This window comes from Pedobacter rhodius (genome assembly GCF_027213645.1).
Taxonomy (GTDB): Bacteria; Bacteroidota; Bacteroidia; order Sphingobacteriales; family Sphingobacteriaceae; genus Pedobacter; species Pedobacter rhodius.
In genome coordinates, this window is record NZ_JAPWGL010000001.1 from 1,275,524 (window position 1) to 1,299,267 (window position 23,744).

A 23,744-nucleotide genomic window follows, 5' to 3' on the forward strand; every position below is an offset into this window, starting at 1 on the left:
AAAAATAACATTCAAATACGAATTTGAAACTTCTCAGCAACTCTATTTTACTATTTTCTGTCATTTTATTAACACTAAACGTTAGTAAAGCTAACGCATTTTCTGCATATTCATTGCAGCAGGTAATTCAGCAAGACACCACAAAGAAGGATACTTCTAAATTAAATACAAAAAATAATAGCAGCCTTGACAAAAAAGTTGAATACAAAGCGAGGGATTCTATTAGAATGAACAAAGCCGGAAATATTATATACATGTATGGAAATGCTCGTGTTATATATGGTGATTTTGAATTAGATGCAGATTATATCAGATACGACCAAAAGAACAATATAATTTTTGCCAGTGGAAGAATCGACCCGAAAACCAAGCGGTATGTCGGTAAACCGATTTTTAAGTCGGGTGCTGAAGGTACTGCTATGGCCGATTCCCTGTATTATAATTCTGCTACTACAAGAGCAAAAGTTTTTGGCGTTTTTTCAGAACAGGAAGGTGGATTTTTCTCTGGCGGACAAAGTAAAAAACAAGCCGATGATGAGGTACACATTAAAAATATGATGTACAGCACCTGTAATTTGCCGCATCCGCATTTTGGTTTAATGATTAGTAAAGGTATTGCTACTGAAAAAACAATCATTACAGGTCCTGTTTATATGAAGATTGAAGATGTTTCGACACCCTTTGCTTTGCCTTTCGCATTTTTCCCGAAACAGAATAAACGGACATCAGGTGTTATGTTGCCAACACCTGGCGAAGATGCGACAAGAGGTTTTTTTCTTCAGAATTTTGGTTATTATTTGGGTCTGAACGATTATTGGGACGCAAAATTTTTAGGTACAATTTATACTAATGGTTCTTACGAAACCTCTTTGCAAAGTAATTATACGAAGCGCTATAAATTTAATGGCGGTATAAACATTAATTATGCAAGCACTAGAAATGGTATTCAGGGTTTAGAAGATGTAGGTAAAAATTTTAGAATCGGTTGGAATCATAGTCAAAATCCGAATGCAAGTCCGGGCTCCACATTTACGGCAAGTGTTAATTTAAGTTCCAGTTCTTATTATAAAGCAACGGCTGCGAATGCTACATATGATCAACGTGCTATTGCCCAAAATAGCTCCAACAGTAGTATTGCTTATTCAAAAGTTTTAGGAGGTGGATTATTCAATTTCAGTACTGCGCTAAGTGCTACCCAGGATTTTAGTGCAGGAACTATTGCTTTACAGTTACCAACATTAAACCTGAACATGTCTACAATCAGCCCTTTCGATACCAAAAACAGAACGGGCGAACAAAAATGGTATCAGAAAATTACGGTTGGCTATAGTTTACAAGGAAACAACAACATCAACACAGTTGACAGTATTTTATTTAAACCTGCCGGATTAAGGAAATTGCAAACAGGTTTTAGCCATACTATTCCAATTGGAATGAACTTTACTTTGTTAAAATATTTAACCTTTAGTATGGGCGGTACCTATAACGAAGTTTGGAATTTTCAAACCATCAATAAACGATTTACAACTTTTACAGATGGTTCATACACTTCACGCATTGATACGATTAGCGGCTTTAAACGTGGTGGAAGTTATAACCTTTCAACAAGTATGTCGACCAAAGTTTATGGTAAAACAAAGGAATTCAAAAATCTTGGCAACATCAAACAGCTACGTCATGTGATGACACCAAGTGTTAGTTTTACCTATTCGCCTGATTTTACAGATCCATCAAAAGGAATTTACAAGATAGCGGAAGCAAAAGATGCAAATGGCAACATTGTAAATTTGCGTGATGGTTCTGGCAACTTATTAAAATATTCCATCTTCGAGCAAAGTGCTTTCCCAGGTTCATTTTCGGGCAAGCAAGCTGCAATTGGTTTCACTTTAGATAATACAACCGAACTAAAAGTACGTTCAAAGAAAGATACAACGGGTACAGGCGAAAAGAAAATTCCGATTATACAGGGTTTAAGTTTTAGTGGTTCATATAATTTTTTAGCTACAAGAAGGAAGTTATCTGATATCAGCTTTAGTGGTCGTTCTCAGTTCACAGATAAATTAGGGATTACCTATAACGGAACATTTAATCCATATCTGCTACGCGATTCACTGAATGGAAAAGTTTTTGTTCAAAAATTGGAAGACACTCGGTATTTCTGGCAGGGGGGGAAATTTTTCCCACGGCTGCAAAGCATTGGTTTCTCTTTCGACTACAATTTTAATGCAGATGCACTCAAGAAAAAAAATGAGGCTTATGATAAAACGAAAGGGCAAATTGAGCAACAGGGAATGACGCCATTACAATCTGAACAGTTGAATGCGGTAAATCGTGATCCAAATGCATTTGTTGATTTTAATATTCCCTGGAATTTTGCATTTTCTTACCGGTTCGATTATACAAACAATTTAGGGGTAAGTACCGTTACCAATACGCTGAACTTTAACGGTGATTTTAACCTGACACCAAAATGGAAGTTTACTTTTAATTCGGGTTACGACTTTAAGAACCAGGGTTTAACGCCAATGACAATAGCAATTTATCGCGACCTGCATTGCTGGGATATGAGTGTGAACTGGATTCCTTATGGTGCATACAAAAGTTATTCTGTTACCATTAAAGTTAAGGCATCGATATTGCAAGATTTAAAATTAAGTAAAAGACAAGGATTTTACAGTACAGGATATTAATATGTTAGCCGAAATTATAACCATTGGCGATGAGATACTCATTGGTCAGATTGTTGACACCAACTCCGCCTGGATGGCTCGTCAGTTAAATTTAATAGGGGTTTCTGTTAAGCAAATTAGTTCAGTTTCTGATGATGAACAACACATTTTAAATGCACTTGCGGAAGCAGAGCAACGTGCTGATATCATTTTGATAACCGGCGGATTAGGTCCGACAAAAGACGATATTACCAAGAAAACCCTTGCGAAATATTTCAATATGGGATTTCGAAGAGATGAAGGCGCTTTGGATATGGTTCGTCAGATTTTTGAAAAATATAAACGTCCGCTGATTGATATTAATATGCAACAGGCTGATGTACCTGAAGGTTGTGAAGTCATTATAAACAAAAACGGGACAGCACCTTGCATGTGGTTTGAGCAAAATAAGAAGATTTTTGTTTCCATGCCGGGTGTTCCTTACGAGATGATGTATTTGATGGATGACGAAATTCTGCCAAGAATCAAGTCTAGATTTAAATTGCCGTCAATTGTTCATAAAACAATTCTTACCGCAAATATCGGAGAATCATTTCTGGCCAAAGAGCTGGAAGAAATTGAAGATAGTTTGCCTGCTTACATCAAATTGGCTTATTTGCCTAAACTTGGTCAGGTCCGTTTGCGTTTGTCCGCCAAAGGCGAAAACGAAAGTCTGCTAAAAACAGAGGTAGAAAATTTTGCACAAAAAATTATAGCGAAGATTAAAAAGTTTGTTGTGGTTGATGAGGATGTTCAAGTGGAGAAAGCCATTCTGGATATTATGAAAAATGAAGGTTTAACGCTATCTACAGCAGAAAGTTGCACCGGCGGATATATCGCACATTTAATTACGCAACATCCGGGCTGTTCATCTGTATATTGGGGTGGAGCAGTAGCTTACGCTTACGAACTGAAAGAATCTATTTTAGGTGTACAAGAAGGTACATTAACTAAATTTGGTGCGGTAAGCAAAGAAACGGTTATCGAAATGGCTGAAGGTGCCATTAAGCACTTTAAAACAGACTATTCAATTGCAGTAAGCGGAATTGCCGGACCAGATGGCGGTACTGAAGACAAACCTGTCGGAACGGTTTGGATAGCAATTTCATCAAAAAATAAAACTTTAGCTAAAGTGTTTAATTTCAGCAACAAACGCATTCAAAACATAGAGCGTTCAGCTTCATCTGCATTAGTGATGTTATTAAATCTACTTAAAGAAGACTTACACAAAGAATAAAAACTGTATTTTTGTCGCCTTACCAATATATAATACTGTAATTTAATATGGCTCAATACGAACTATTGTTACCAAAAATGGGTGAAAGTGTTGCCGAAGCAACCGTAATTAAATGGGTAAAACAGGTTGGAGACGCTATTGATCTAGACGATACCGTTTTAGAAATCGCTACTGATAAGGTTGACTCTGAAGTCCCTTCTCCTGTTGCGGGTAAACTGGTAAAACAATTATTTGCAGCAGATGAAGTTGCCCAGGTTGGCGATGTAATTGCCATTATTGAAACGGGGGATGGCGATAATGTAAAAACTGAAGAAGCTGGTGCTCCTAATCCGATAATTGAAGAAAAACCAGAAATTATTCCCGGTTTAGAACAACTTCCTGTAGAAAAAGCTGCAACTCAGTCAGATTTTGCTTCGTCAGAACGTTTTTATTCTCCCTTAGTAAAAAGCATTGCTTCACAAGAAAATATTTCAATCGAAGAATTAGATGCCATTAAAGGTTCAGGATCGGATGGACGTTTAAATAAAGATGATTTATTAAATTATATTTCAGGTAAAAATGGTGGACAACCAGTTGCGACGCAAACGCCATTAACTGCTCCGGTTCAACCAGTTACAGAACCTAAAACGACATCAACGTCGGCGCCGGTTGCGAGTAAAACAGCTACAACATCCGTTTCTGGTGGTGATGAAATTATTGAAATGGATAGAATGCGTAAACTTATCGCCGACCATATGGTGATGAGTAAAACAACTTCTCCACATGTAACTTCTTTTGTTGAGGCTGATGTAACCAATATGGTTTTATGGCGTAATAAAGTAAAAAATAGTTTTGAGAAGCGTGAAAATGAAAAAATTACTTTTACACCAATTTTTGTTGAAGCTGTTGCAAAAGCAATTAAAGATTTCCCAATGATTAACGTTTCCGTTAACGGAACACAGATTATTAAAAAACGTGATATTAATATTGGTATGGCAGCGGCCCTGCCAAGTGGAAACTTAATTGTTCCGGTTATTAAAAATGCAGATCAGCTGAATTTGGTTGGTTTAACGAAAGCGGTTAATGATTTAGCGGCCAGGGCAAGAGTATCTAAACTTAAGCCAGATGAAACTCAGGGTGGAACTTTTACTTTAACCAATGTCGGTTCTTTTGGTAATGTAATGGGAACACCTATTATCAATCAGCCACAGGTTGCAATTTTGGCTGTAGGCGCAATAAAGAAGAAACCGGCAGTTTTGGAAACTGAACATGGCGATGTGATTGCCATTCGTCATATGATGTTCCTCTCACTATCTTACGATCATAGGGTTGTAGATGGTTCGTTGGGAGGGATGTTCGTTCGTCGTGTAGCTGATTATTTAGAAAACTGGGATTTGAACAGAGAGATTTAGTTGGTTTTTAATCACAGTTTTCAATTATCAAAGCCAACAATTTAATAATAAAACAGTTTAACAATCATTAATGTTAGATTCAATTTTAAAGTCGATAGTTACCGATAATGTATTGCATGCCAAGTGGTTAAATACATTGTCTTATATGGAAAATGCAGGTGCTAAAAAGATTTCAGCTTCAGAACATAAGGAGCACGTTAATCTTATTATTCTTAAACATGCTGCAGAAGAACATCGGCATGCTTATTATTTGAAAAAACAAATTTCAAAGCTGAGTGATGAGTTATGTAAAACCTATACAAATGGAGAATTACTGTCGCCACATTACACAAAGTACTATTTGCATGCTTTAGATATAGCGGTTTGCCGATACTTAAAAGCCAATTTTAATCTTTCAGGTTATGAATTAAAATTCGCGGCTTATCTATTTGTGACTTATGCTATTGAAGTTCGTGCTGATGAGCTTTATCCGGTTTATCAGGCTATTTTAGATGAAGCTAAAAGTAAGGTTAATGTAAAATCAATTATTCTGGAAGAAGAAGGACATCTTGAAGAAATGATTAATCAATTAATTGGCTTCTCTGATGATTGGGAAAACCATGCTGCTGAAGTTATTAAAATCGAAAAAGCATTATTTGATAATTGGGTAGGGGCATTAAATCAGGAATTGGCGGTTAGCGCTTAATTCAGGAACCTTCCATTGCAGTTACGATGAAGTTTTCATCTTTGCGAACTGAGCCGTAGCTTTTGCATTGGCGTGAAGCCTGCCTATCACAGGACTAAGGAGTTATCGATTATAAAAAGGTCTGCAACAGGCTCAGACTTACAGTGTTTTTTTTGACTTAATGATATTGACCGCAGGCAGGCAATCATTTTTGAAAAGAGCGAAGTTAATCCGAGCAGTAAGAATTGCTTCGTCGCTTCTCCTGGCATCTGATAGCTATCGGATGAGGGATTTTCTTCTAAACTAAATTTTACATTACTTGTTTCTAAGTAAAGATTAATATCATGGCTAAATTTTCAGAATTAATAAATGGTGATAAACCTGTTTTGGTAGATTTTTTTGCCGAATGGTGCGGCCCCTGCAAAATGATGAAACCAATTTTAGAGCAATTAAAATCTCAGGTTGGCGATTCAGTTTCTATTATTAAAGTTGATATTGATAAAAATCAAGCTGCTGCCGCTGCTTACAATGTTCAAAGTGTACCTACATTGATGTTATTTAAAAAAGGGAAACAAATTTGGCGGCAAAGCGGTGTTTTACAGGCTTCGCAGTTAAAACAAATAATTGATTCACATGCTTAATTATACCTTAATCACGTTATTTGGTGTAATTGCAAATATCTGGTCGTTGGTTTTAGGATAGATATTATACAAACCTGTAAACGTGCTGAAAGCAGGCAAAACCGCATATTCTTTCCCAAAATAAAAGCATGGAAATTTTAATCGCTGCTTTGCCTTACCTACAATCGTTACACCTGGATGAATGTGACCGCTGATTGGGTATAATTCTTCTTCAGTACATTTAGGTGCATCATGGATGAAACAAAAAGGTCCAAGGCAATAGCTTGGCTCGTGGATATCAATTTGCATTGATGCATAATCTGCATTGGCCAATCTGTCATGATTTCCTTTTACCAGCAGGAATTGTAGCTGTAAATATTGATTTCTCCACTCCGAAAATTCATCAATATCGGTGTTTAAGCCATGATGAAACATATCACCGTTAATCAATAATGTTTTTGGTTTATACTTTTCGATAAGCAAACTTAGTCGTTGCAAATCATTTTGAGCAATAGTCGCTGGAACCTGTACACCCGCAGAACGGAAATGTGCTGATTTGCCCAGATGCAAATCGCTGATGGCTAAAAGTTGGTGTTGCGGTAAATATAAAGCCCTTTCTTTATCTAAAATCAGTTCGTCCCCGTGGCATGTTATGGTCATTAATTTGAATATATTAAATTTACCATATAAGAAATGTAAGTTCATTTAAGGCTCTTGTTTCAGCTATTATTAACTCAATATTTCCTTATATGTCTTATATGGTTTAAAAACCTTATTTGATTTTCTCCGATTCCGCTTTCATCCTGGCAATTCGTTGTTCTAATTCTTCCGAACTCATGTTTTCACGTAAACTGTCAACCTTAATTGGGAACGAAAGCGGCGTAAAACTTTTAGGATTTGTGATTACAACTATACTATTTTGGATTCGCTCCAACGCAGCAGCTAATCTGGGTTCTTCCAATTGCTGATAAAATACTTCATCGTACGCCTGTCGCAAAAGTAAATTATGTTTATCGTAATCGCTAAAAACGTTAAAAAACAGACCTGCCGATGACTGTAGGTGTTTATTTGCAACATATTTTCCGGGGTAACCCTGAAATACCAATCCGGAAATGCAGGCAATATCCCTGAATTTTCTTCGTGCCATTTCCGTCGAATTGATGCTCAAAGTAATGTCTTTCGTAAGGTTTTTTGGGGAGAAAACTTCATACGCAATTGATTCATCCATAGGGATTTCTATCTCACTTAACAATTCAAAACCATAATCGTTCATGGCAATTGAAAAACTGATTGGCAGAAGCTTGCTCAATCGATAAGCCACTAAAGCCGCTAAAACTTCGTGAACCAATCGTCCTTCGAAAGGATAGGCAAAAAGATGAAAACCTTCTTTATTATTTATGAGTTCGATTAACAATTCATCATTTCGAGGTACATGTGAGCGTTTTTCTTGTAGAAGAAACAGTGGGTAAACACAGTCTAATTCCTCATCCTGATGGGTTTTATCCAAGGCCTCATTGTATTTTTTGCGCAATACAGCACCTAAATTTGAAGATAAAGGCAAACGACCACCATTCCAGCTCGGAGAAATTGCATTATGTTGTTTACTCACACGAACAATAACAGTCATATCTTTGACATGGATAAACTCCAAAACACGACCAGCCAACCGGAAATTATCTCCGGCTTTCAATCGTGTAACAAAATATTCCTCTACCATACCAATATAACCACCGGAAAGGAATTTGACTTTCAACATCGCATCGCTCACAATGGTTCCAATATGCAGGCGATGACGCATGGCAAGCTGCCTGCTTTTTACTTTCCACAACCCATCTTCATCTTTTGTAACCTTTTTAAACTCATTATAAGCACTTAAACTATCACCTCCTGAAGTAATAAACTGCATCACCCAGGTCCATTCTTCTGGTAAAATCAGTTTAAAAGCATTTGTATTTTTGATTTCTTCGTAAATAATTTTATCATCAAAACCGTCGCCGATGGCAAGCGTAACCAAATATTGAACCAAGGTATCGAAAACCATAATAAATGGCTCTCTGCTTTCAATGTTGTTTGTTTTAGCTGCCTCTTTAATTGCTGCTGCCTCCACCAATTCCAGGGCATGGGTAGGCAGGAAATATATTTTTGAAACTTCATGAGGGGAATGACCAGACCGGCCGGCACGTTGCAGAAACCTGGCAACGCCCTTGGGAGAGCCAACCTGCACTACGGTATCAACAGGTTTAAAATCGACACCCAAATCCAATGATGAGGTCGCAATAACTGCTTTTAGCTGTCCGGTATGCAAAGCATCTTCAATCCAGTTTCGCAGTTCGAAATCTATTGATCCATGGTGAATGGCAATTCTTCCTGCCAGTTCCGGTTCGATATTCAGTAAATGCTGGTACCACATTTCTGACTGTCCGCGCGTATTGATAAAGATTAAAGTGGTTTTACTTTTTTCAATAATCGGTAATAATTTATAGGCTAGTTTTAAACCCAGATGCCCGGCCCAGGGCAGGGTATCAATATCATCTGGTAAAACGGATTTAATTAAAATTTTCTTTTCCAGGTCTGCCTTCACGATGATTCGTTTAGCATCTAAATTTGGTTCGAGCACATCCAAGGCCTCTTCAATGTTTCCGATGGTTGCCGAAATACCCCAAACCCTTAAAAATTGTTTTTTTTCTACTTTTTGTAAACCCTTAATACGAGATATGGCAAGTTCAACCAATACACCCCGTTTGCTGCCTAATAATTCATGCCATTCATCAGCAACAATGCATTTTAAGTTTTTAAATAAGGTTGAAGAACCTTTTTGAGCAAGTAAAAGGTGTAAACTTTCTGGCGTAATTAACAAAATTTCCGGCATCGATTTTTTTTGTTGAACTTTCTCCGCCTGTGAAGTATCGCCATTCCGAACACCAACATGCCAATCCAATTCAAGTTCGGTTAAGGTTTCCCGCATCGCTCTTGCGAGATCTTTTGCCAGGGAGCGAAGTGGTGTAATCCAGATTAACTGCAATCGATCTTTGGCTTTTTTATTGTTAATTTCTGATGCGTTTAGTGCTTCAATTGTTACCGCCAAAAATAACGAAAATGTTTTTCCGAAACCTGTTGGTGCGTTTACCAGTCCACTGTAACCATTCAGGTAATTTTGCCAGGCATCTTCCTGAAATTTAAATGGTTTACGACCATTGGCTTTAAGCCATTGCTTAATTTTTTTGTAGCCTTTGGTTTTCGTTTGGTCCATGTATAAGAAACTAATTTACTGTTATTTACTAATATTGTCGTCATTGCGAATCACGAAACAATTTTAAGAATAGCTAATGTTTAGGATTGCCTGCCTGCGGTAAGCAGGCTTCGTGCCTCATCATGACATAGACTTTTATAATGTTGACTGTAATAGCTGCCTCAAATCTTCTAATGTATTAATTTCAGCTGCTTTTTTATCTTTTCGCCAACGTAAAATTCTTGGAAAACGAAGGGCTAAACCTGCTTTATGCCGCTTACTTTCTGCTATTCCTTCAAATGCAATTTCAAAAACCAATTCAGGTTTAACTGTTCTAACCGGTCCGAATTTTTCAATGGCATTTCTGGTAACAAAAGAATTTACTTCCTTAATTTCTTTGTCTGTTAAGCCCGAATAAGCTTTTGCAATGGTTACCAGATTTTCTCCGTCACGAACAGCGAAAGTATAATCTGTAAAGAAATTTGCCCTTCTGCCGCTACCTTTCTGGGCATAAATCATTACGGCATCCACGGTGTAAGGATTGATTTTCCATTTCCACCAATCGCCACGCTTACGGCCACTGTGGTAGTGAGAACTTAATTTTTTAAGCATGATGCCCTCACTATTAATGGAGCGGGATGTTTGCCGTAGTTCTGCCAGTTCTTCCCAGGTTTTACAATTTATTACCGGAGATAAAATTACAGCACTTTCCTGTAAGCCTCCTATAAGTTGTTCCAGTATTTCTCTTCTTTTACTAAGCAGCTGTTCACGGAAATCACTGGCTTCAAATTCTAAAATATCATAAACAAAAAATCCAATCGGTGCATCCTCGAGTTGCTTTTTATTTATGGTTTTACGATTTAAACGCTGTTGTAGTGTGCTGAAGGATAAAACCTGTTTATCTTGAACGGCCAGTATTTCGCCATCTAAAACAACGCCATCAGGTAAAACATCTATTAAAAAATGAAGCTCCGGAAATTGCTCGGTTACCAGTTCTTCGCCCCGGCTCCAGATAAACAATTCTCCGTTACGCTTTACAATTTGTCCGCGGATGCCATCCCATTTCCATTCCGCCTGCCAGTCTGAAATTTCACCCAAAGTTTCAGGTTCATTTTCTAAAGCATAAGCCAAACAAAAGGGATATGGCCAGGAGTTATCGGTATTAACATGTATTCCATTAATCAGTTCGGTAAAAGTAATTTCATAAGGATTCCATTTACCCATAATACTATGCATAATTTGAGCGCTATCCAGGCTACTTTGTTTAGCTAAAGCGTTTACCAGCATTTTATTTGAAACCCCAATCCTGAAATTGCCTGATATTAATTTATTAAAGATGAATCTTTCCTGAGTTTCTAAAATATTCCAGGCATTTAAAATAAAATCTTTTTTAGTTTCATCGTCCTTTCCTTCCAAATTATGCAAATCTTCAATCCATTGATGTAATTGAAAATCAGAAGTTTTTTCGGCAGGCGGCAGGAGTAAGGCAATGGTTTCGCTCAAGTCACCAACATTCGAATAACTTTCAGAAAACAGCCATTCGGGCGTACCGGTAATCTCTATTGCCCAGTATTTTAATAAAGCTGATTTAATCGGGCGTTTAGGTTTTTTACCGGTAAACAAAGCAATTACCCAAACCTTATCTTTATCATCTGCATAGTTAAAATAATCGACCAGTGCCGCGATTTTATCGTTGGTTTTATTGCTCAATTCGAGCTGCTGGATAAGTTTTGCAAAGCTTTTCATCTGATTATTGAGTTTCGATTTCAGAATTACGGTTTTCAGTATCAGCCAGATCAACCTTGTTTTCCTCATCATCTTCTTGCCCGAATTTGGTCATAACTTCTTCTGATTCAATTCCATTATCATTTAAAAATCGGCTAAAAGCAGCTGTAAAGCCATGGGTAACATACACCTTTTCTGCTCCGGTTGCGGTAATTGCGTCTATTAAACCCGTCCAATCGGCATGGTCACTCAAAGCAAAACCGGCGTCTGCACTTTGCCAACGCCGATGCGCGCGTACCTGCATCCAACCAGAGCAAATTCCGGTAACCGGGTGCGCTAAATTTTTAATCCAACGGCTATCACGCATAGCAGGCGGAACAATTACAATTCCTTTTTGTAATTCATCTTTGGTGATTTCCGGCGTAATTCTGATGGTTTCAGGTAAATTTACACCGGCGTTTATAATGACTTCATTTAAGTTTGCGATGCTGTTGTGCACATAAATGGGAACGTTTCCTGCCAGGTTTTTGATTAAACGCTGTGCTTTACCTAAACTATAGGCAATAAGCACACTGGTTTTCTGCTGAACAATATTATCGCCAACCCAGCTTTTAATTTTATCGAAAACGATATCTTGCTTTTGCCATTTATAAACAGGTAAACCAAAAGTACTTTCAGAAACAAAAGAATGGCATTTTACAGGTTCAAAGACATCGCTGATGCCATCATCTTCTGTTTTGTAATCACCGGAAATTACACAAACCTCTCCTTTATATTCCAACCGAACCTGAGCCGAACCAATGATGTGACCAGCAGGGTAAAAAGAAATGTTTACACCATTACGTACAATGCTTTCACCATAATTTAAGGTTTCTACATCTAGATCTTCGCTTATCCGGCGTTTAATAATAGGCTTTGTGAGTGTGTGGCATAGATAATGTTTGTTTCCAAAGCGCACGTGATCGCTATGACCATGCGTAGTTACAGCATAATCTACCGGCCACCAGGGGTCGACATAAAAATCACCTTTTTTACAATAAATGCCTCTTTTGGTAAATTCTATTAATGCCATAATGTATTAAACAATTAAATTAATTATAAGTTTTATAATTATCGGCTAAATACCCGATAATTAGGATTATCGGCTAAATACCCGATAATTAGGATTATCGGCTAAATACCCGATAATTTGTTTTGAAATATAGTTTATTAGTTAGATATTGTATTATGATTTGTATTATAACAGGTGATATCATCGGTTCAAGAAAAATTAAAGATAGCTGGCTATTAAGCTTAAAAAATGCTTTAAAAGTGGTTTCCGGGCAGAATAATAGATGGGAAATCTATCGTGGTGATAGTTTTCAGGTTCAGGTAGAACCGGAAAATGCCATCAGAACTGCTGCTTATTTAAAAGCATGTATCAGGCTAAATAAACCTGCGGATGTAAGAATGGGGATCGGAATTGGTGAAGAAAAAAATAAACGTAAAAAGCTTTCAGAATCGAGTGGAGATGCTTTTATAAATTCAGGAGCTGCCTTTGATAGCCTAAAACAAGCTAAAGTTAATCTGGCTATTAAAACAAATTCTGTCGATTTCGACGAAGAAATAAATGTTTTAATTAAACTTTCTTTAATTGCGATGGATAGCTGGGGTATGGTTGCCGCGGAAATGGTAAAGCTGGCCCTGGAAAATGAAAATGTAGTACAAAGTGAATTGGCCGCCATTTCCGGAAGAACGCAATCTTCTGTTAGTGAGGCATTAAAGCGTGCACATTATTCAGAAATTATGGAAATGAATAAACTATATTGTAAAAAAATCAGCCAAATGCTTTCGAAATAATGGAAATTTATTTAATCAAAATTATAATTGCACATTTAATTGGAGATTTTTTTCTGCAGCCTGCATCCTGGGTTAAGGATAAGGAAAGAAAGAAACTTAAATCAGGAAAATTATACCTGCACGTTTTAATTCATGTGGTTTTGATTTTTATCATTTTCATGAGTTTTAATGCATGGAAAATAGCCTTATCAATTGGTGTGCTGCATTTGATGATAGATGCCTTAAAATCGATATTACAAACTAAAAAGAATGCCAGGATATTGTTTTTTATTGATCAGATTTTGCATTTCAGTTCAATCGTATTGGTCTGGCATATTTTCTATAAAGGTTATTTAAACATCAGTTTTATCAATGAAACTAAAACCTGGATTTTACTATCAGGAGGATTATTTCTAACCATGCCAACATCTATTATCATGAAAGTGATTATCGCAAAATGGTTGCCCGAAAGTGATGATGAAAGTCCGAAATCATTACAGAATGCCGGGAAATATATCGGAATATTAGAAAGGGTTTTAATCTTTGTTTTTATATTAACCAATCATTTTGAGGCTGTTGGTTTTTTACTGGCAGCCAAATCTATATTCCGTTTTGGTGATTTAAAAGAAGCACACGACTTAAAATTAACAGAATATGTGCTGATTGGAACCTTACTAAGCTTTGGTATTGCAATCGTTGTTTCATTGATGATTTTAAGCCTGGTCAGGTAAAACCAGCCGATTACAATAGTACCTTAGCTAAGGTAAATTTAAGGTTGTGAAGGTTTTCATTCTAAAACTGATTAGTATAGAATACTTTTTATTAGTCCACGTTATTCCTCCCCGCAATGGCGACTTTCTGAATCCGTGATAATCTTAAATAAAAGCGGGGATATCGAAACCGATTCCCCGCTGAAATTGCTTTTTAAACACTAATCTTATCTTGCTCCCGGAGGACAATTATCTTTTAAAAACTTAGTATAAGTTAAGGATAAATGTTCGCTGGTGCCCTCGCCTTCAGAAATACTATGGGTACGATTTGGATAACTCATCAGTTGGAATACTTTTCTGTTTTTAATCAATTCATTTATCAACATTTCGGCATTTTGATAATGTACATTATCATCGCCGGTGCCATGAATATAAAGTAAATTACCTTTTAAATTTTTTGCATATGTGATTGGCGAACCTTTTTCATAAGCTTCTTTACTTGGAAAAGGGGTTCCCATATAGCGTTCCTGATAAACATTATCATAAGTTAACTGATTGCCAACAGCGGCAATTGCAATTCCTGTTTTATAAATTTCAGGATATTGGAACATCAGGTTTAAGGTTGATGAACCGCCGCCGCTCCAACCCCATACCGCTACACGATCTTTATCCATAAAAGAATAAGTTGCCAATAACTTCTTTGCAGCCATTGCCTGATCGCGGATGTTGATTACGCCGATATTTTTGTAAATGCTTTTGCGCCAGGCTGCACCTTTTGGAACCGGGGCGCCACGATTATCCATAGAAATATAGATATAGCCATCTTTAGACATATCACCGGCATATAGCCAATTTCTTCCTGCACCATAACTGTCAGACGCCGTTGAACTGGCCGGCTCGCCATACACGTAAAATACAACCGGGTATTTTTTATCCGGATTAAAGTTGTCTGGCTTTTTCATCCAGCCATCCAATTCAATACCATCTTCAGTTGTTACTTTAAAGAATTCTACTTTGTTTTTAGGTGCTTCTTGTTTTGATAACTGTGTTGTAATACTTCCATCCATTGTAAAAGGATTTCCGGTAGTGAAATTCATCCACTCTGTTATCGGCCTTACGCCAGAACTGTTATAAGTATGGCGGGCGAAGGCTGCGTTTGGAGAGATGTCGTAACTATGCGTACCAGGAAGCAGGGTAGATGGCGTAACCTGTTCTAATTTCCCTTTCCCATCCAGCTTAGTTTTGTATAAATAACGTTGTGTAGCATTAGTGGGTGATGCAGTAAAATATACGTAATTATTCTTATCATCAATTAATTTTACATCAACCACATCATAATTTCCTTTGGTAACTAGGGTTACTTTCTTATTCTCCAGGTTGATTCTATATAAATGATTCCAACCATCTTTATCAGATAAAATTGTAAACTCTTTATTTTCATTTAACCACTTCCAGTCATCCTGAGCATCAATCCATGCTTTCGCTTTTTCAGTGTAAATTGTTTTTGCGGTACCATCCGCAGCATTACAAATAAAAACAATGCTTTCGTTTTGTTCGCGGTTAAGCTGTTGCAGAATGATTTCATTACTGTTTGGAACCCACTGCATACGAGGAATATAATGCTGGATATTATCTCCCGGAACATTTAACCAATTTGTTTTAGCAGTTGCAACATCAACTACACCAATTTTACAAGCCGATGGATTTTCGCCAACTTTAGGGTATTCAACAGGAATGGTGTAAGGGTAAATCGAATCTGTATTATTAATCATCAAAAAGTTTTTGATTTTCGTGGCATCTATCTGCCAGTAGGCAATTGATTTTCCGTCCGGGCTCCACCTAAAACCATCTCTGCAATCGAATTCTTCTTCATAAACCCAATCAAAAGTTCCGTTAATCATTCTGTCAGTTCCATCGCTGGTTAGGGCTTTCGCATCAGTTCCATCAATGTTTTCTACATATAAATTATGTTTGCTTACGTAAGCTACTTTATTTCCATCGGGAGATAACTTTGCAAACATTAGAGAAGATGCAGGTTTATCTTTACCAATCTGGGTTATTTTATTGGCTGTTAAATCAGCTAACCAATAATTTCCGCGGGTATCATAACGCCAAACCTTTTTGCTATTGGTGTAGATTAGTGCTTTCTTACCATCAGCAGATAATTGGAAACTACGAACCGCAATTGGATTATTTTTGCCTGCAGGCGTTAACAATGTTCGTGAAATGATAGTTTTACGCTCACTTTTAGGAAGTGTGACAGAAACAATTTCTCCGCCGGCAATTTGATAATAGGCGTTACCGTCTTTTGCCCAGTTTATACCTTGAGCTTGTGCATCAAATACTGCAAATAAAAATATGCAAGTAACTGATATTTTGAATAGTAGGTTTTTAATCATATAGGTTAGGTCATAAAAAAAGCTTTTTAACTTTTCGGCTAATTTAAATAAAAAGCCGGCAGTTAAAAAGCCTAATATTAATTGAAAGTGGTTAATTATTCACCGCCGCCTTGTTGCTGTAAAGCTTTCATTTCAGCGTAAGTAATTTCATCATAACCTGCAGGGATTTTAGTCACAGAAAGTTCTCCAATTTTACCTTCAGTAACAGATTTTAATGTTACCGTTGCCATTGAGGTTTCAACTAAAACAATAAAACCTTTAACTTCTTTGAAATCTGCAGTAGCAATAGTTACCGGAATTTCTACATCTGTAGTAGCCCAAAGTTCGCCTGTACCACCTTTATCATCTTTAAAAGTATATTTTTCCGCATTATAGCCTGCAACTGTTTTCTTTTCGCCGGTTGCCTTAAAATCCGAATATTTCGGTTTTGCAGCATTAGACTCTTCCATGTCTGCTTTAGTCATTTTTGAAGCCAATTGTTTTTGAGCTACCGGAATATCAACCAAAAGTAAACCTGTTCCCGTTTTACTATCCATGAACACACCGATAGAAGCCGGTCCAAATTCCATTTCCAGCTTAGAAACATCTCCATTAAATTTAACCTTTTGCTCTTCAGGAGCACCCGGTGCATCAATTTTATATTTCATTCCATAAACTAAAGTTCCTTCAGTTATCTTTTTTTGTGCATGAGCCAGAATAGCTGTGCTTACCAGGATTAAAGCTACAACGCTTGTTTTGATTGATTTTAACATGTTTTATTTTAGTTAAGTGTTTTTACCAGTTAATTTTTTCTTTATTCAAAAATGATGCTATACCCTTTTTAAAATCTTCGCTTTCCCTAACACGGGCATTTATTTGTACAGCAATTTCTAAACTTTTTTCTAGTGTAGGGTTTGTTGTCTGGGTAATTAATTGTTTAGTTATCATCAAAGAATTCCCGGAACGTTCTTTACACAAACTTAAAGCAAATTCTTTAACAGTTCGATGAATTTCTGATGAATTTGTTACAAAATTTATCAAATTATATTGAAGTGCTTTTTCAGCTGAAAAAATTTCACCGGTCAGCAGCAATTCTTTTGCAATCGCTTCATTAACCTTTTGTTTTAAAAAACAGGAAACAATGGCTGGAACAAATCCAATTTTTACCTCTGTATAGCCAAAATTACTCTCTGGTGTTGCGAAAACAATATCACATATAGTTGCTAAACCACAACCGCCGGCAATTGCATGCCCTTCAATCTGGGCGATAACGACTTTTGGTAAATAATAAATTGTCGTGAAAAGTTTCTTTAAATTGTTAGAATCGGCTACATTTTCTTCAAACGTATTGTGTTGCAGCTGCTGAAGATATTCTAAATCTGCACCTGCACTAAAAGTGTTTCCATTAGCTTTTAATACAACGACTTTTACATCGTCATCTTCTGAAGCACGAATAAAATTTTCTGTTAACTCGGAAATTAACTGCGGATTTAAAGCATTACGTTTTTCAGGCCTGTTGATGGTTATAGTGGCAATTCTATCTTCTACACTGTATAAAACCAGATTATCCATGTTATTGGGTTAGGTAGACCAAATATGCAGGATTTTTCTTTAAAACATAATACTCAACTTTATTATTTTCAGCAAAATTTTTAAAGATTGCAATTTTGTAATCCTTGTTTGTTCCATCAATCAAAATGGTTTTATAGTCAATTTTCCCGGAAAGATGCTCAACTTTGAACTTAGTATTTCCGGTTAGCCAAAGAGTTGAAAATTTCCCTTTACCTGTAAGCTTCTTGTAATTCAATTTATCATCTATGATTAATATATTGTAGTCATTAAAAACAATTTGATGTCTTTTCTTAACAAAATGTGGCATAATTACATCCTGTTTTAAACTGATGTACTTTATTTTGCTAATCTGAGCCTGTTCCAATGCCGGTTTTACAAAGAATTGATAGTTTTTATCATCTATAATTAAGTCGGTTAATAAAACGGCTTCCGTACCACTTATAAATGCTGCTGCATAATTCTTCCTCAGTGTAAAAAAGATAATTTTTTTCTGATGGACTGCTATCCAGTTATCATAAATTGCAATTGAAGCATAAATAATATAAAGCATCAATGCTATTGAGAGCAACTTCTTATTATATTTTACTAACGCATACACACAAAATCCTAAAGCTACACTCAATAAAATTAACTCAGGAAGATTTATCCAAATCGATGAATATGTTGAATAAGGCAAATCTGCAATCCATTTTAAAACTGAATTTGTGAAAACAATAATCCATTCAAAAATCGGAGCAAGTCTGTCAAAAACCGGAATTAAAACACCAATTCCCAAAATTATAATCAGGATTAACGGAATAGAAATGAATAAATTTCCGATCAGGAAATAAACTGGAAATCGATGGAAATAATAAATACACAATGGAAATGTAACCAGTTGCGCAGCTAACGACAGGGCGATTAATTCCCAAACTTTATTTAACAACTTATGCTTTATATAAATCCATTTATAAATTTTGGGCTGAAGATATATCAATCCAAAAACTGAAACATAAGACAACTGGAAACCAACATCCCAAATTGAAAATGGGTTATAAACCAGTTGACAAAAGGCTGCAAAAGCCAGGGTATTGTAGGCATTTTTATTCCTGGCGAATGTTTTTGCTGTAATAAAAATGGTTATCATAATCGCTGAACGAACAACCGATGGCGATAAACCTGTAATTAGTGAATAAGCCCAGATTAAACAACAGATTAAAATGAATTTGAATATTTTTAGTGATTGTTTCTTGTCGAGTAAAGTCAAAATAAAATCGAGTATGAAAAAAATAATTGCCACGTGGCTTCCTGAAACTGAAAGCGCATGAATGGTTCCGGTTTTGGAATAAGCAGCTAGAGTTTCCCTGGTTAAATCTGAACGATAACCTAAAATTAAAGTGGATGCAACAGCAAAAGCTTCGTCATTTTTAATTAGTTGCCGGTATTTGGTAATTTGTTTTTCTCTTAGAAGAAGTGCAAACTTTATAACAGGATTGCCAATATTTCGATTCGTTTTTAAAACATGATTTTGGTCGATAAAGGTTTGTTTATAAATGTTCTGACCAGCCAGCCAATATTTGAAATCAAATTCGGCAGGATTATAAGGTGGTTCAACTTCTGCATATCTGGCAGAAACAATTACCTCATCGCCATATCTTAAATGGATAGGATTAAGGCTGTCTACTTTCAAAGCCACTAGTAATTGTCCGCTCAACTTAATTTGCTTGGAATTTTCATAGCCTGAAACCACTCTGGCTTTAAATCTTAAAATGCCGCTGGTATGTTCTGGTTCGTCATTTACCCAAATTTTTAAACAGGTGTAATTTTTCGTAGCGAAATAATCGGATCTCAGTTTTTCGCTTTTCAATAGGCAGAGCAGGCCGCCAAAAACAAAAAAAAACAGAAAGATTAAAATTCCTGTGATACCCTTAAATTTATAAGCATTCAGTTTTTTATAATTTATATTGACAATTAAAATGAAAAAGAATGTTGCGGCTGATGCGATTGCCAAAATCAAAATTGCTTGCTCATTCTGAAAAAAATAAAGCAAAGCAATTCCCATTAAAAATGGCAATAGAATTCTTGCGAAAATATATTCTGCTTTAAACATTAAACACAGTTTAACCTAATTATGGTTTATATTTTAAATGGTAATAGCCATAGAAGAAAGGTAAGATTATTAAAAACCATCCCAGCCCGATTTTTAAAACTGGTACCTTAACTGAATTTTCAACTCCGATTTTTTATTCCCTTGTATTTCATCAAGATATGTTCCTACAGTTTCAACATCTTTGTAAATGAACATGGCGTATCTTGCCCAAAGATTTAAATTTTTTAACAGGTTATATTTTAAATTGAAATACGTTCTGAAACCTTTCCCACTGTACATCCCAAATGCAAAGCTGTATAATACATCATCTTCATAAGCATAAATCCGACTGTTATAACCTTGCGTATCAAAATAGGCAATCCTTAAGTTTCCGGTAATTTTTGAAAACATTGGCGAATAATCAACATCCTGGTAAATGAGATAGCCGAATTCTTGATTAGTATTTCCCTTTTTGAATTGAGAGACCTCTGCCCGGTTTTGGAAACTCCATTTTTTGTTCAGTTGCCAACTTAATTCAACGCGATACCCTTCTTTTTTTACATCATCTAAAAAGTTAATCGGAACTTCTAAATCAGTGTTTTGCTGTTTGTTTTCAGTTTTAAATCTGGCCAAAACCCTAAAAGTTTTGCTCGGTGTGTAAACTGCCTGACTTAAAATTTCGTAACCTTTTGATGGTGCGTCAACACGATACTTTAACCACGGAAACCGGAAATAATCTCCATAAAAAGAAAATGACCAACGTTTGTTTGGTATCACGTTTAAACCTACGTACAAGCCTTTTTCATTAACGGCTTCAGTTGCTTCGGCTAGGGCCTGGTTAAAAAAATTATGGTAATCTTTCGAATAATTTCTATACGTTAAAGCAGCTGAAACAGTAGGAGATAAACTAATTAAAGCGCCGTTCACATGCGCTAAACCAGTATTTAAACTTTTTCCGGCTTCGCCAAAGAAATAAATATTTTTATAGGTATAATTATAATAAGCACCTACGTTTGTTAAGGAATTTCCTGTGAAGCTAAATCTATCATAAACGGCAGTTTGCGTAATAAAACTATTTCTGTATTTACTTTGATAAGCGATAGCGCCAACTCCAAGCTCGCTTTTTGTATATTGAATAGCTGCTCCAAAAATTTGCTGACTTAAAGAGTTTTTATTTTTAATTTCAGTTAGGGTTCTATGATAACCGCTTTGATTAACAGTTGTCTGAACCAGATGACCGTTAAAATCCAAATCCTGACTTGCGTCTAGATTTCGGTAAGAAAGAAAAGGAGTGAGATCGATGTTTTTAAAAAGATTTACAGTTGCTGAGAAGCCTCTTAAAAAAGAATATTCGTTTGCCGAGGTGTAAGGGCGCAGGCCTAAATCTTTTTTTGCGACACTGGTTACATCAGGGCCTTTTCCAAAAGAAAAACCCGACCACATGGTTATGCCCTGACCAAATTGTAAAATATAATCACCAACCACTAATTTTTTAATCCGGTTCAATTTAAAGATTGCGATGTTTCCTGAAAAGAAATCAAATGGTTTTCCTATAAATTTTTCTCCGGCATCCTTATCTAAGGTTATTGCTGCAGAAACAATTGTACCATAATGATACCGGTAACGTGTTTGAAACCTTTCAGGTGAACCTATGTATCGGTTTCCAGGCAAATTTGTAAAGCCTTTTTGTGTTTGTAAGGTCTGCGCGAAGCGCATAACCAGATCATTTTCGCCAAAACTGAAAATATTTTTAAATGTAAGTTTCTCATATTCAGTAGCATGATTTAAAGTAACGAAAGGCAGTAAGCTTTGAACGGTTTTGACATCAAAACCATCAATACGCTGCAGTTCTAAAACATCGATAAATTTTCCGTTTTCTTTAACATAAGCAAAAAAGTTACTGATTTGTAGGGGAGAGAGAAAAACGAAGGTCTTCAACTCTTCAGGTGTGGTTTTATTTAAATTAATTGGATGTTTTCTGTATTTTGTTAATACATCTACTAATTCCGTCATATCGTAATTGTCAGGAAGGTTTTCAGCTACACTTTCCAATATATCCCGTACGTCAATTTCTTGTTCAGTTATCTGCGCATTCGCAATGAATCCCATCATTACAAACACTACTGTAATTAACCTAAAATGCATAACCAACGGCAATTTGAGGTGTATAACCAAGATTGGCATCGTAAGTAGTTGCCATATCTAATAAAAATTTCTTGCAGTTCAGGCCAAAACCTGCATGTTGCTTAAATGGCTTTGCACTTAAGCCGCCACGCAAACTGAGTAGATCGATAATTTTGTAATCGATGCCCAAGCTTACATTGATAGATTGATTAAGAATTTTGCTTACCGTAGTTGCAATTAATACCTTATCAGATGCGAAATAACCAGCACCAACATGAAATGAAGTTGGTATTTTTGCGACAATTTCGGTGCTGTTAAATTTTTGCTTAAAGGGATTATTAACGAACGCACCTAATGTGAACTGCCTTTTAAATTGATACAGTACCCCAACATCTACGGATAACCCTTTAGAAGAAGCATAATTTGCAATTTTTAATTGATGGTAATTTCCATTTAAACCAATGGAAAGTTTGTTTCCAAACCTCTTCGTATAGAGAAAACTAAACTTACTTTCGTTGTATTCCGAAAAGCCATATCGTTGAAAACCGGCACCAATAATGTTGTTTCTGAATGGGACAACAGCAGCGAAAGCTTGTGTGCTAATTTCGTTATTAAAAAGATGTTTAATATAGCTTAGTGAAACCGCAGGCGTCTTAAATTCAGAAATCCCTGAGGGATTTGCCTGCAAAGACCAGATATCGGTAACAGCAGCACCATTGTTGCCCATGGCTGTCAGTCTCGGGCCTAAATTGTTCTGAGCAAATAAATAAAAAGGGGTGAGGGAGATTAACAATACATTCCATATTTTCATAAAAAGGTTTTAACCAGTTAAAAAAAATAGGGGTGATTGTTTTTTGTTACGCTAATGTAAGAAAATTATTTATATCAATAATAAATTTTATTTTGAAATTCCCTGTTAAACTATTCGGCCCGTTGGTAATCGGCTAAGTGCCTTGCGCAAAGCTTATTGCAATAATTAACATTAGTAAAACCGACGCCGAAATAGTTTTATAAGAAAAAATCATCTTGGTTTAGTTGGGATGACCAAGGTAATTTTTTTTGCAATTGCAAATGAAGATGAAATTTAACTTTGTTATACCGATGTTTAGCCAGAAGGAATTAACTACGGCCTTATAACTCCTGCGACAGATTCATTAAAAACCCCTTAAGTTTTTCAAGGGAATCGATAATCTTCTGATTTTCTTTAACAGCGCCTTTATTATTTTTTAAATATTCTTTTGCACCTTTAAGTGTAAAACCTTTCTCATCAACCAGATTGAAAATAATCTTTAAATTCTCGATATCATCAGGCGTGAATAAACGGTTGCCTTTCTTGTTTTTTTTGGGCTCAAGTATATCAAATTCCTTTTCGTAAAAGCGGATTTGTGATGCGTTTACATTAAACATTTCAGTCACTTCGCCCATGGTATAATACATTTTATTAATGTCTCTTTCTTTATACGGCATAACTTGTGCTTGATTATGAGTGTTTTATATCGG

General features: G+C 36.1%; 18 protein-coding genes. 7 read left to right on the forward strand and 11 right to left on the reverse strand.

Annotated features, from left to right (window positions below; translation table 11 throughout):
* Positions 1–23: 23 nt before the first annotated feature.
* From O0931_RS05315 to trxA, 5 genes are all read left to right on the forward strand, one after another.
* Positions 24–2,690, forward strand: coding sequence for a putative LPS assembly protein LptD (locus O0931_RS05315; protein WP_269414512.1), 2,667 nt, complete (start codon positions 24–26; stop codon positions 2,688–2,690).
* A 1-nt stretch (position 2,691) separates the two neighbouring features.
* A complete protein-coding gene (locus O0931_RS05320) occupies positions 2,692–3,945 on the forward strand; it encodes a competence/damage-inducible protein A (protein ID WP_269414513.1) in 1,254 nt (417 codons plus the stop codon).
* 47 nt (positions 3,946–3,992) lie between these two features.
* Positions 3,993–5,336 (forward strand): dihydrolipoamide acetyltransferase family protein, encoded by a 1,344-nt coding sequence (locus tag O0931_RS05325; protein WP_269414514.1) that lies wholly within the window; start codon positions 3,993–3,995, stop codon positions 5,334–5,336.
* A gap of 70 nt (positions 5,337–5,406) precedes the next feature.
* Entirely contained in the window at positions 5,407–6,021 is a 615-nt protein-coding gene (locus tag O0931_RS05330) for a hypothetical protein (protein ID WP_269414515.1), read from the forward strand.
* Between the two features lie 323 nt (positions 6,022–6,344).
* Positions 6,345–6,641, forward strand: a complete 297-nt coding sequence (trxA, locus tag O0931_RS05335) for a thioredoxin (protein ID WP_269414516.1) — start codon at positions 6,345–6,347, stop codon at positions 6,639–6,641.
* On the opposite strand, the gene pdeM is transcribed toward trxA, so the two are convergent.
* The 4 genes from pdeM to O0931_RS05355 form a co-directional block, all read right to left on the reverse strand.
* Positions 6,642–7,280 carry a ligase-associated DNA damage response endonuclease PdeM gene (pdeM, locus tag O0931_RS05340; RefSeq protein WP_269414517.1) on the reverse strand — a complete coding sequence of 213 codons (639 nt, stop codon included), beginning with the start codon at positions 7,278–7,280 and terminating at the stop codon, positions 6,642–6,644.
* A gap of 112 nt (positions 7,281–7,392) precedes the next feature.
* Positions 7,393–9,870: a ligase-associated DNA damage response DEXH box helicase gene (locus O0931_RS05345; protein ID WP_269414518.1), complete on the reverse strand. Its 2,478-nt coding sequence runs from the start codon at positions 9,868–9,870 to the stop codon at positions 7,393–7,395.
* Positions 9,871–10,005: 135 nt separating this feature from the next.
* Positions 10,006–11,595, reverse strand: a complete 1,590-nt coding sequence (locus tag O0931_RS05350; RefSeq protein ID WP_269414519.1) for an ATP-dependent DNA ligase — start codon at positions 11,593–11,595, stop codon at positions 10,006–10,008.
* Positions 11,596–11,599: 4 nt separating this feature from the next.
* Positions 11,600–12,646: a ligase-associated DNA damage response exonuclease gene (locus O0931_RS05355; RefSeq protein ID WP_269414520.1), complete on the reverse strand. Its 1,047-nt coding sequence runs from the start codon at positions 12,644–12,646 to the stop codon at positions 11,600–11,602.
* 155 nt (positions 12,647–12,801) lie between these two features.
* On the opposite strand from O0931_RS05355, the gene O0931_RS05360 reads away from it, so the two are divergent.
* Together O0931_RS05360 and O0931_RS05365 are read left to right on the forward strand one after the other, a co-directional pair.
* A complete protein-coding gene (locus O0931_RS05360) occupies positions 12,802–13,413 on the forward strand; it encodes a SatD family protein (RefSeq protein WP_269414521.1) in 612 nt (203 codons plus the stop codon).
* Complete coding sequence (locus tag O0931_RS05365) at positions 13,413–14,123, forward strand: DUF3307 domain-containing protein (RefSeq protein ID WP_269414522.1); 711 nt, start codon at positions 13,413–13,415, stop codon at positions 14,121–14,123. Before O0931_RS05360 ends, O0931_RS05365 begins: the two co-directional genes overlap by 1 nt.
* A gap of 206 nt (positions 14,124–14,329) precedes the next feature.
* Here O0931_RS05365 and O0931_RS05370 read toward each other — a convergent pair whose 3' ends face one another.
* From O0931_RS05370 to O0931_RS05400, 7 genes are all read right to left on the reverse strand, one after another.
* On the reverse strand, positions 14,330–16,501 hold the full coding sequence (locus O0931_RS05370; protein ID WP_269414523.1) for a S9 family peptidase: 2,172 nt from the start codon (positions 16,499–16,501) through the stop codon (positions 14,330–14,332).
* A 95-nt stretch (positions 16,502–16,596) separates the two neighbouring features.
* Complete coding sequence (locus O0931_RS05375; RefSeq protein ID WP_269414524.1) at positions 16,597–17,253, reverse strand: DUF4412 domain-containing protein; 657 nt, start codon at positions 17,251–17,253, stop codon at positions 16,597–16,599.
* Positions 17,254–17,275: 22 nt separating this feature from the next.
* Positions 17,276–18,052, reverse strand: a complete 777-nt coding sequence (locus tag O0931_RS05380; protein ID WP_269414525.1) for an enoyl-CoA hydratase/isomerase family protein — start codon at positions 18,050–18,052, stop codon at positions 17,276–17,278.
* A gap of 1 nt (position 18,053) precedes the next feature.
* Positions 18,054–20,141, reverse strand: coding sequence for a ComEC/Rec2 family competence protein (locus O0931_RS05385; RefSeq protein WP_269414526.1), 2,088 nt, complete (start codon positions 20,139–20,141; stop codon positions 18,054–18,056).
* A gap of 93 nt (positions 20,142–20,234) precedes the next feature.
* Complete coding sequence (locus O0931_RS05390; protein WP_269414527.1) at positions 20,235–22,265, reverse strand: ComEA family DNA-binding protein; 2,031 nt, start codon at positions 22,263–22,265, stop codon at positions 20,235–20,237.
* Positions 22,255–23,055 carry a PorV/PorQ family protein gene (locus O0931_RS05395; protein ID WP_269414528.1) on the reverse strand — a complete coding sequence of 267 codons (801 nt, stop codon included), beginning with the start codon at positions 23,053–23,055 and terminating at the stop codon, positions 22,255–22,257. Before O0931_RS05395 ends, O0931_RS05390 begins: the two co-directional genes overlap by 11 nt.
* Before the next feature lie 320 nt (positions 23,056–23,375).
* The gene (locus tag O0931_RS05400; RefSeq protein ID WP_269414529.1) at positions 23,376–23,711 is read right to left on the reverse strand and encodes a MerR family transcriptional regulator; all 336 of its coding nucleotides are present in this window, start codon (positions 23,709–23,711) and stop codon (positions 23,376–23,378) included.
* Between the last annotated feature and the right edge of the window lie 33 nt (positions 23,712–23,744).

What these genes read in the sequence shown, in the direction of transcription:
- O0931_RS05320 (WP_269414513.1), top strand. Translation starts at nt 2,692, where the DNA reads ATGTTAGCCGAAATTATAACCATTGGCGATGAGATACTCATTGGTCAG.
- O0931_RS05325 (WP_269414514.1), top strand. Translation starts at nt 3,993, where the DNA reads ATGGCTCAATACGAACTATTGTTACCAAAAATGGGTGAAAGTGTTGCC.
- O0931_RS05330 (WP_269414515.1), top strand. Translation starts at nt 5,407, where the DNA reads ATGTTAGATTCAATTTTAAAGTCGATAGTTACCGATAATGTATTGCAT.
- trxA (WP_269414516.1), top strand. Translation starts at nt 6,345, where the DNA reads ATGGCTAAATTTTCAGAATTAATAAATGGTGATAAACCTGTTTTGGTA.
- pdeM (WP_269414517.1), bottom strand. Translation starts at nt 7,280, where the DNA reads ATGACCATAACATGCCACGGGGACGAACTGATTTTAGATAAAGAAAGG.
- O0931_RS05345 (WP_269414518.1), bottom strand. Translation starts at nt 9,870, where the DNA reads ATGGACCAAACGAAAACCAAAGGCTACAAAAAAATTAAGCAATGGCTT.
- O0931_RS05350 (WP_269414519.1), bottom strand. Translation starts at nt 11,595, where the DNA reads ATGAAAAGCTTTGCAAAACTTATCCAGCAGCTCGAATTGAGCAATAAA.
- O0931_RS05355 (WP_269414520.1), bottom strand. Translation starts at nt 12,646, where the DNA reads ATGGCATTAATAGAATTTACCAAAAGAGGCATTTATTGTAAAAAAGGT.
- O0931_RS05360 (WP_269414521.1), top strand. Translation starts at nt 12,802, where the DNA reads ATGATTTGTATTATAACAGGTGATATCATCGGTTCAAGAAAAATTAAA.
- O0931_RS05365 (WP_269414522.1), top strand. Translation starts at nt 13,413, where the DNA reads ATGGAAATTTATTTAATCAAAATTATAATTGCACATTTAATTGGAGAT.
- O0931_RS05370 (WP_269414523.1), bottom strand. Translation starts at nt 16,501, where the DNA reads ATGATTAAAAACCTACTATTCAAAATATCAGTTACTTGCATATTTTTA.
- O0931_RS05375 (WP_269414524.1), bottom strand. Translation starts at nt 17,253, where the DNA reads ATGTTAAAATCAATCAAAACAAGCGTTGTAGCTTTAATCCTGGTAAGC.
- O0931_RS05380 (WP_269414525.1), bottom strand. Translation starts at nt 18,052, where the DNA reads ATGGATAATCTGGTTTTATACAGTGTAGAAGATAGAATTGCCACTATA.
- O0931_RS05385 (WP_269414526.1), bottom strand. Translation starts at nt 20,141, where the DNA reads ATGTTTAAAGCAGAATATATTTTCGCAAGAATTCTATTGCCATTTTTA.
- O0931_RS05390 (WP_269414527.1), bottom strand. Translation starts at nt 22,265, where the DNA reads ATGCATTTTAGGTTAATTACAGTAGTGTTTGTAATGATGGGATTCATT.
- O0931_RS05395 (WP_269414528.1), bottom strand. Translation starts at nt 23,055, where the DNA reads ATGAAAATATGGAATGTATTGTTAATCTCCCTCACCCCTTTTTATTTA.
- O0931_RS05400 (WP_269414529.1), bottom strand. Translation starts at nt 23,711, where the DNA reads ATGCCGTATAAAGAAAGAGACATTAATAAAATGTATTATACCATGGGC.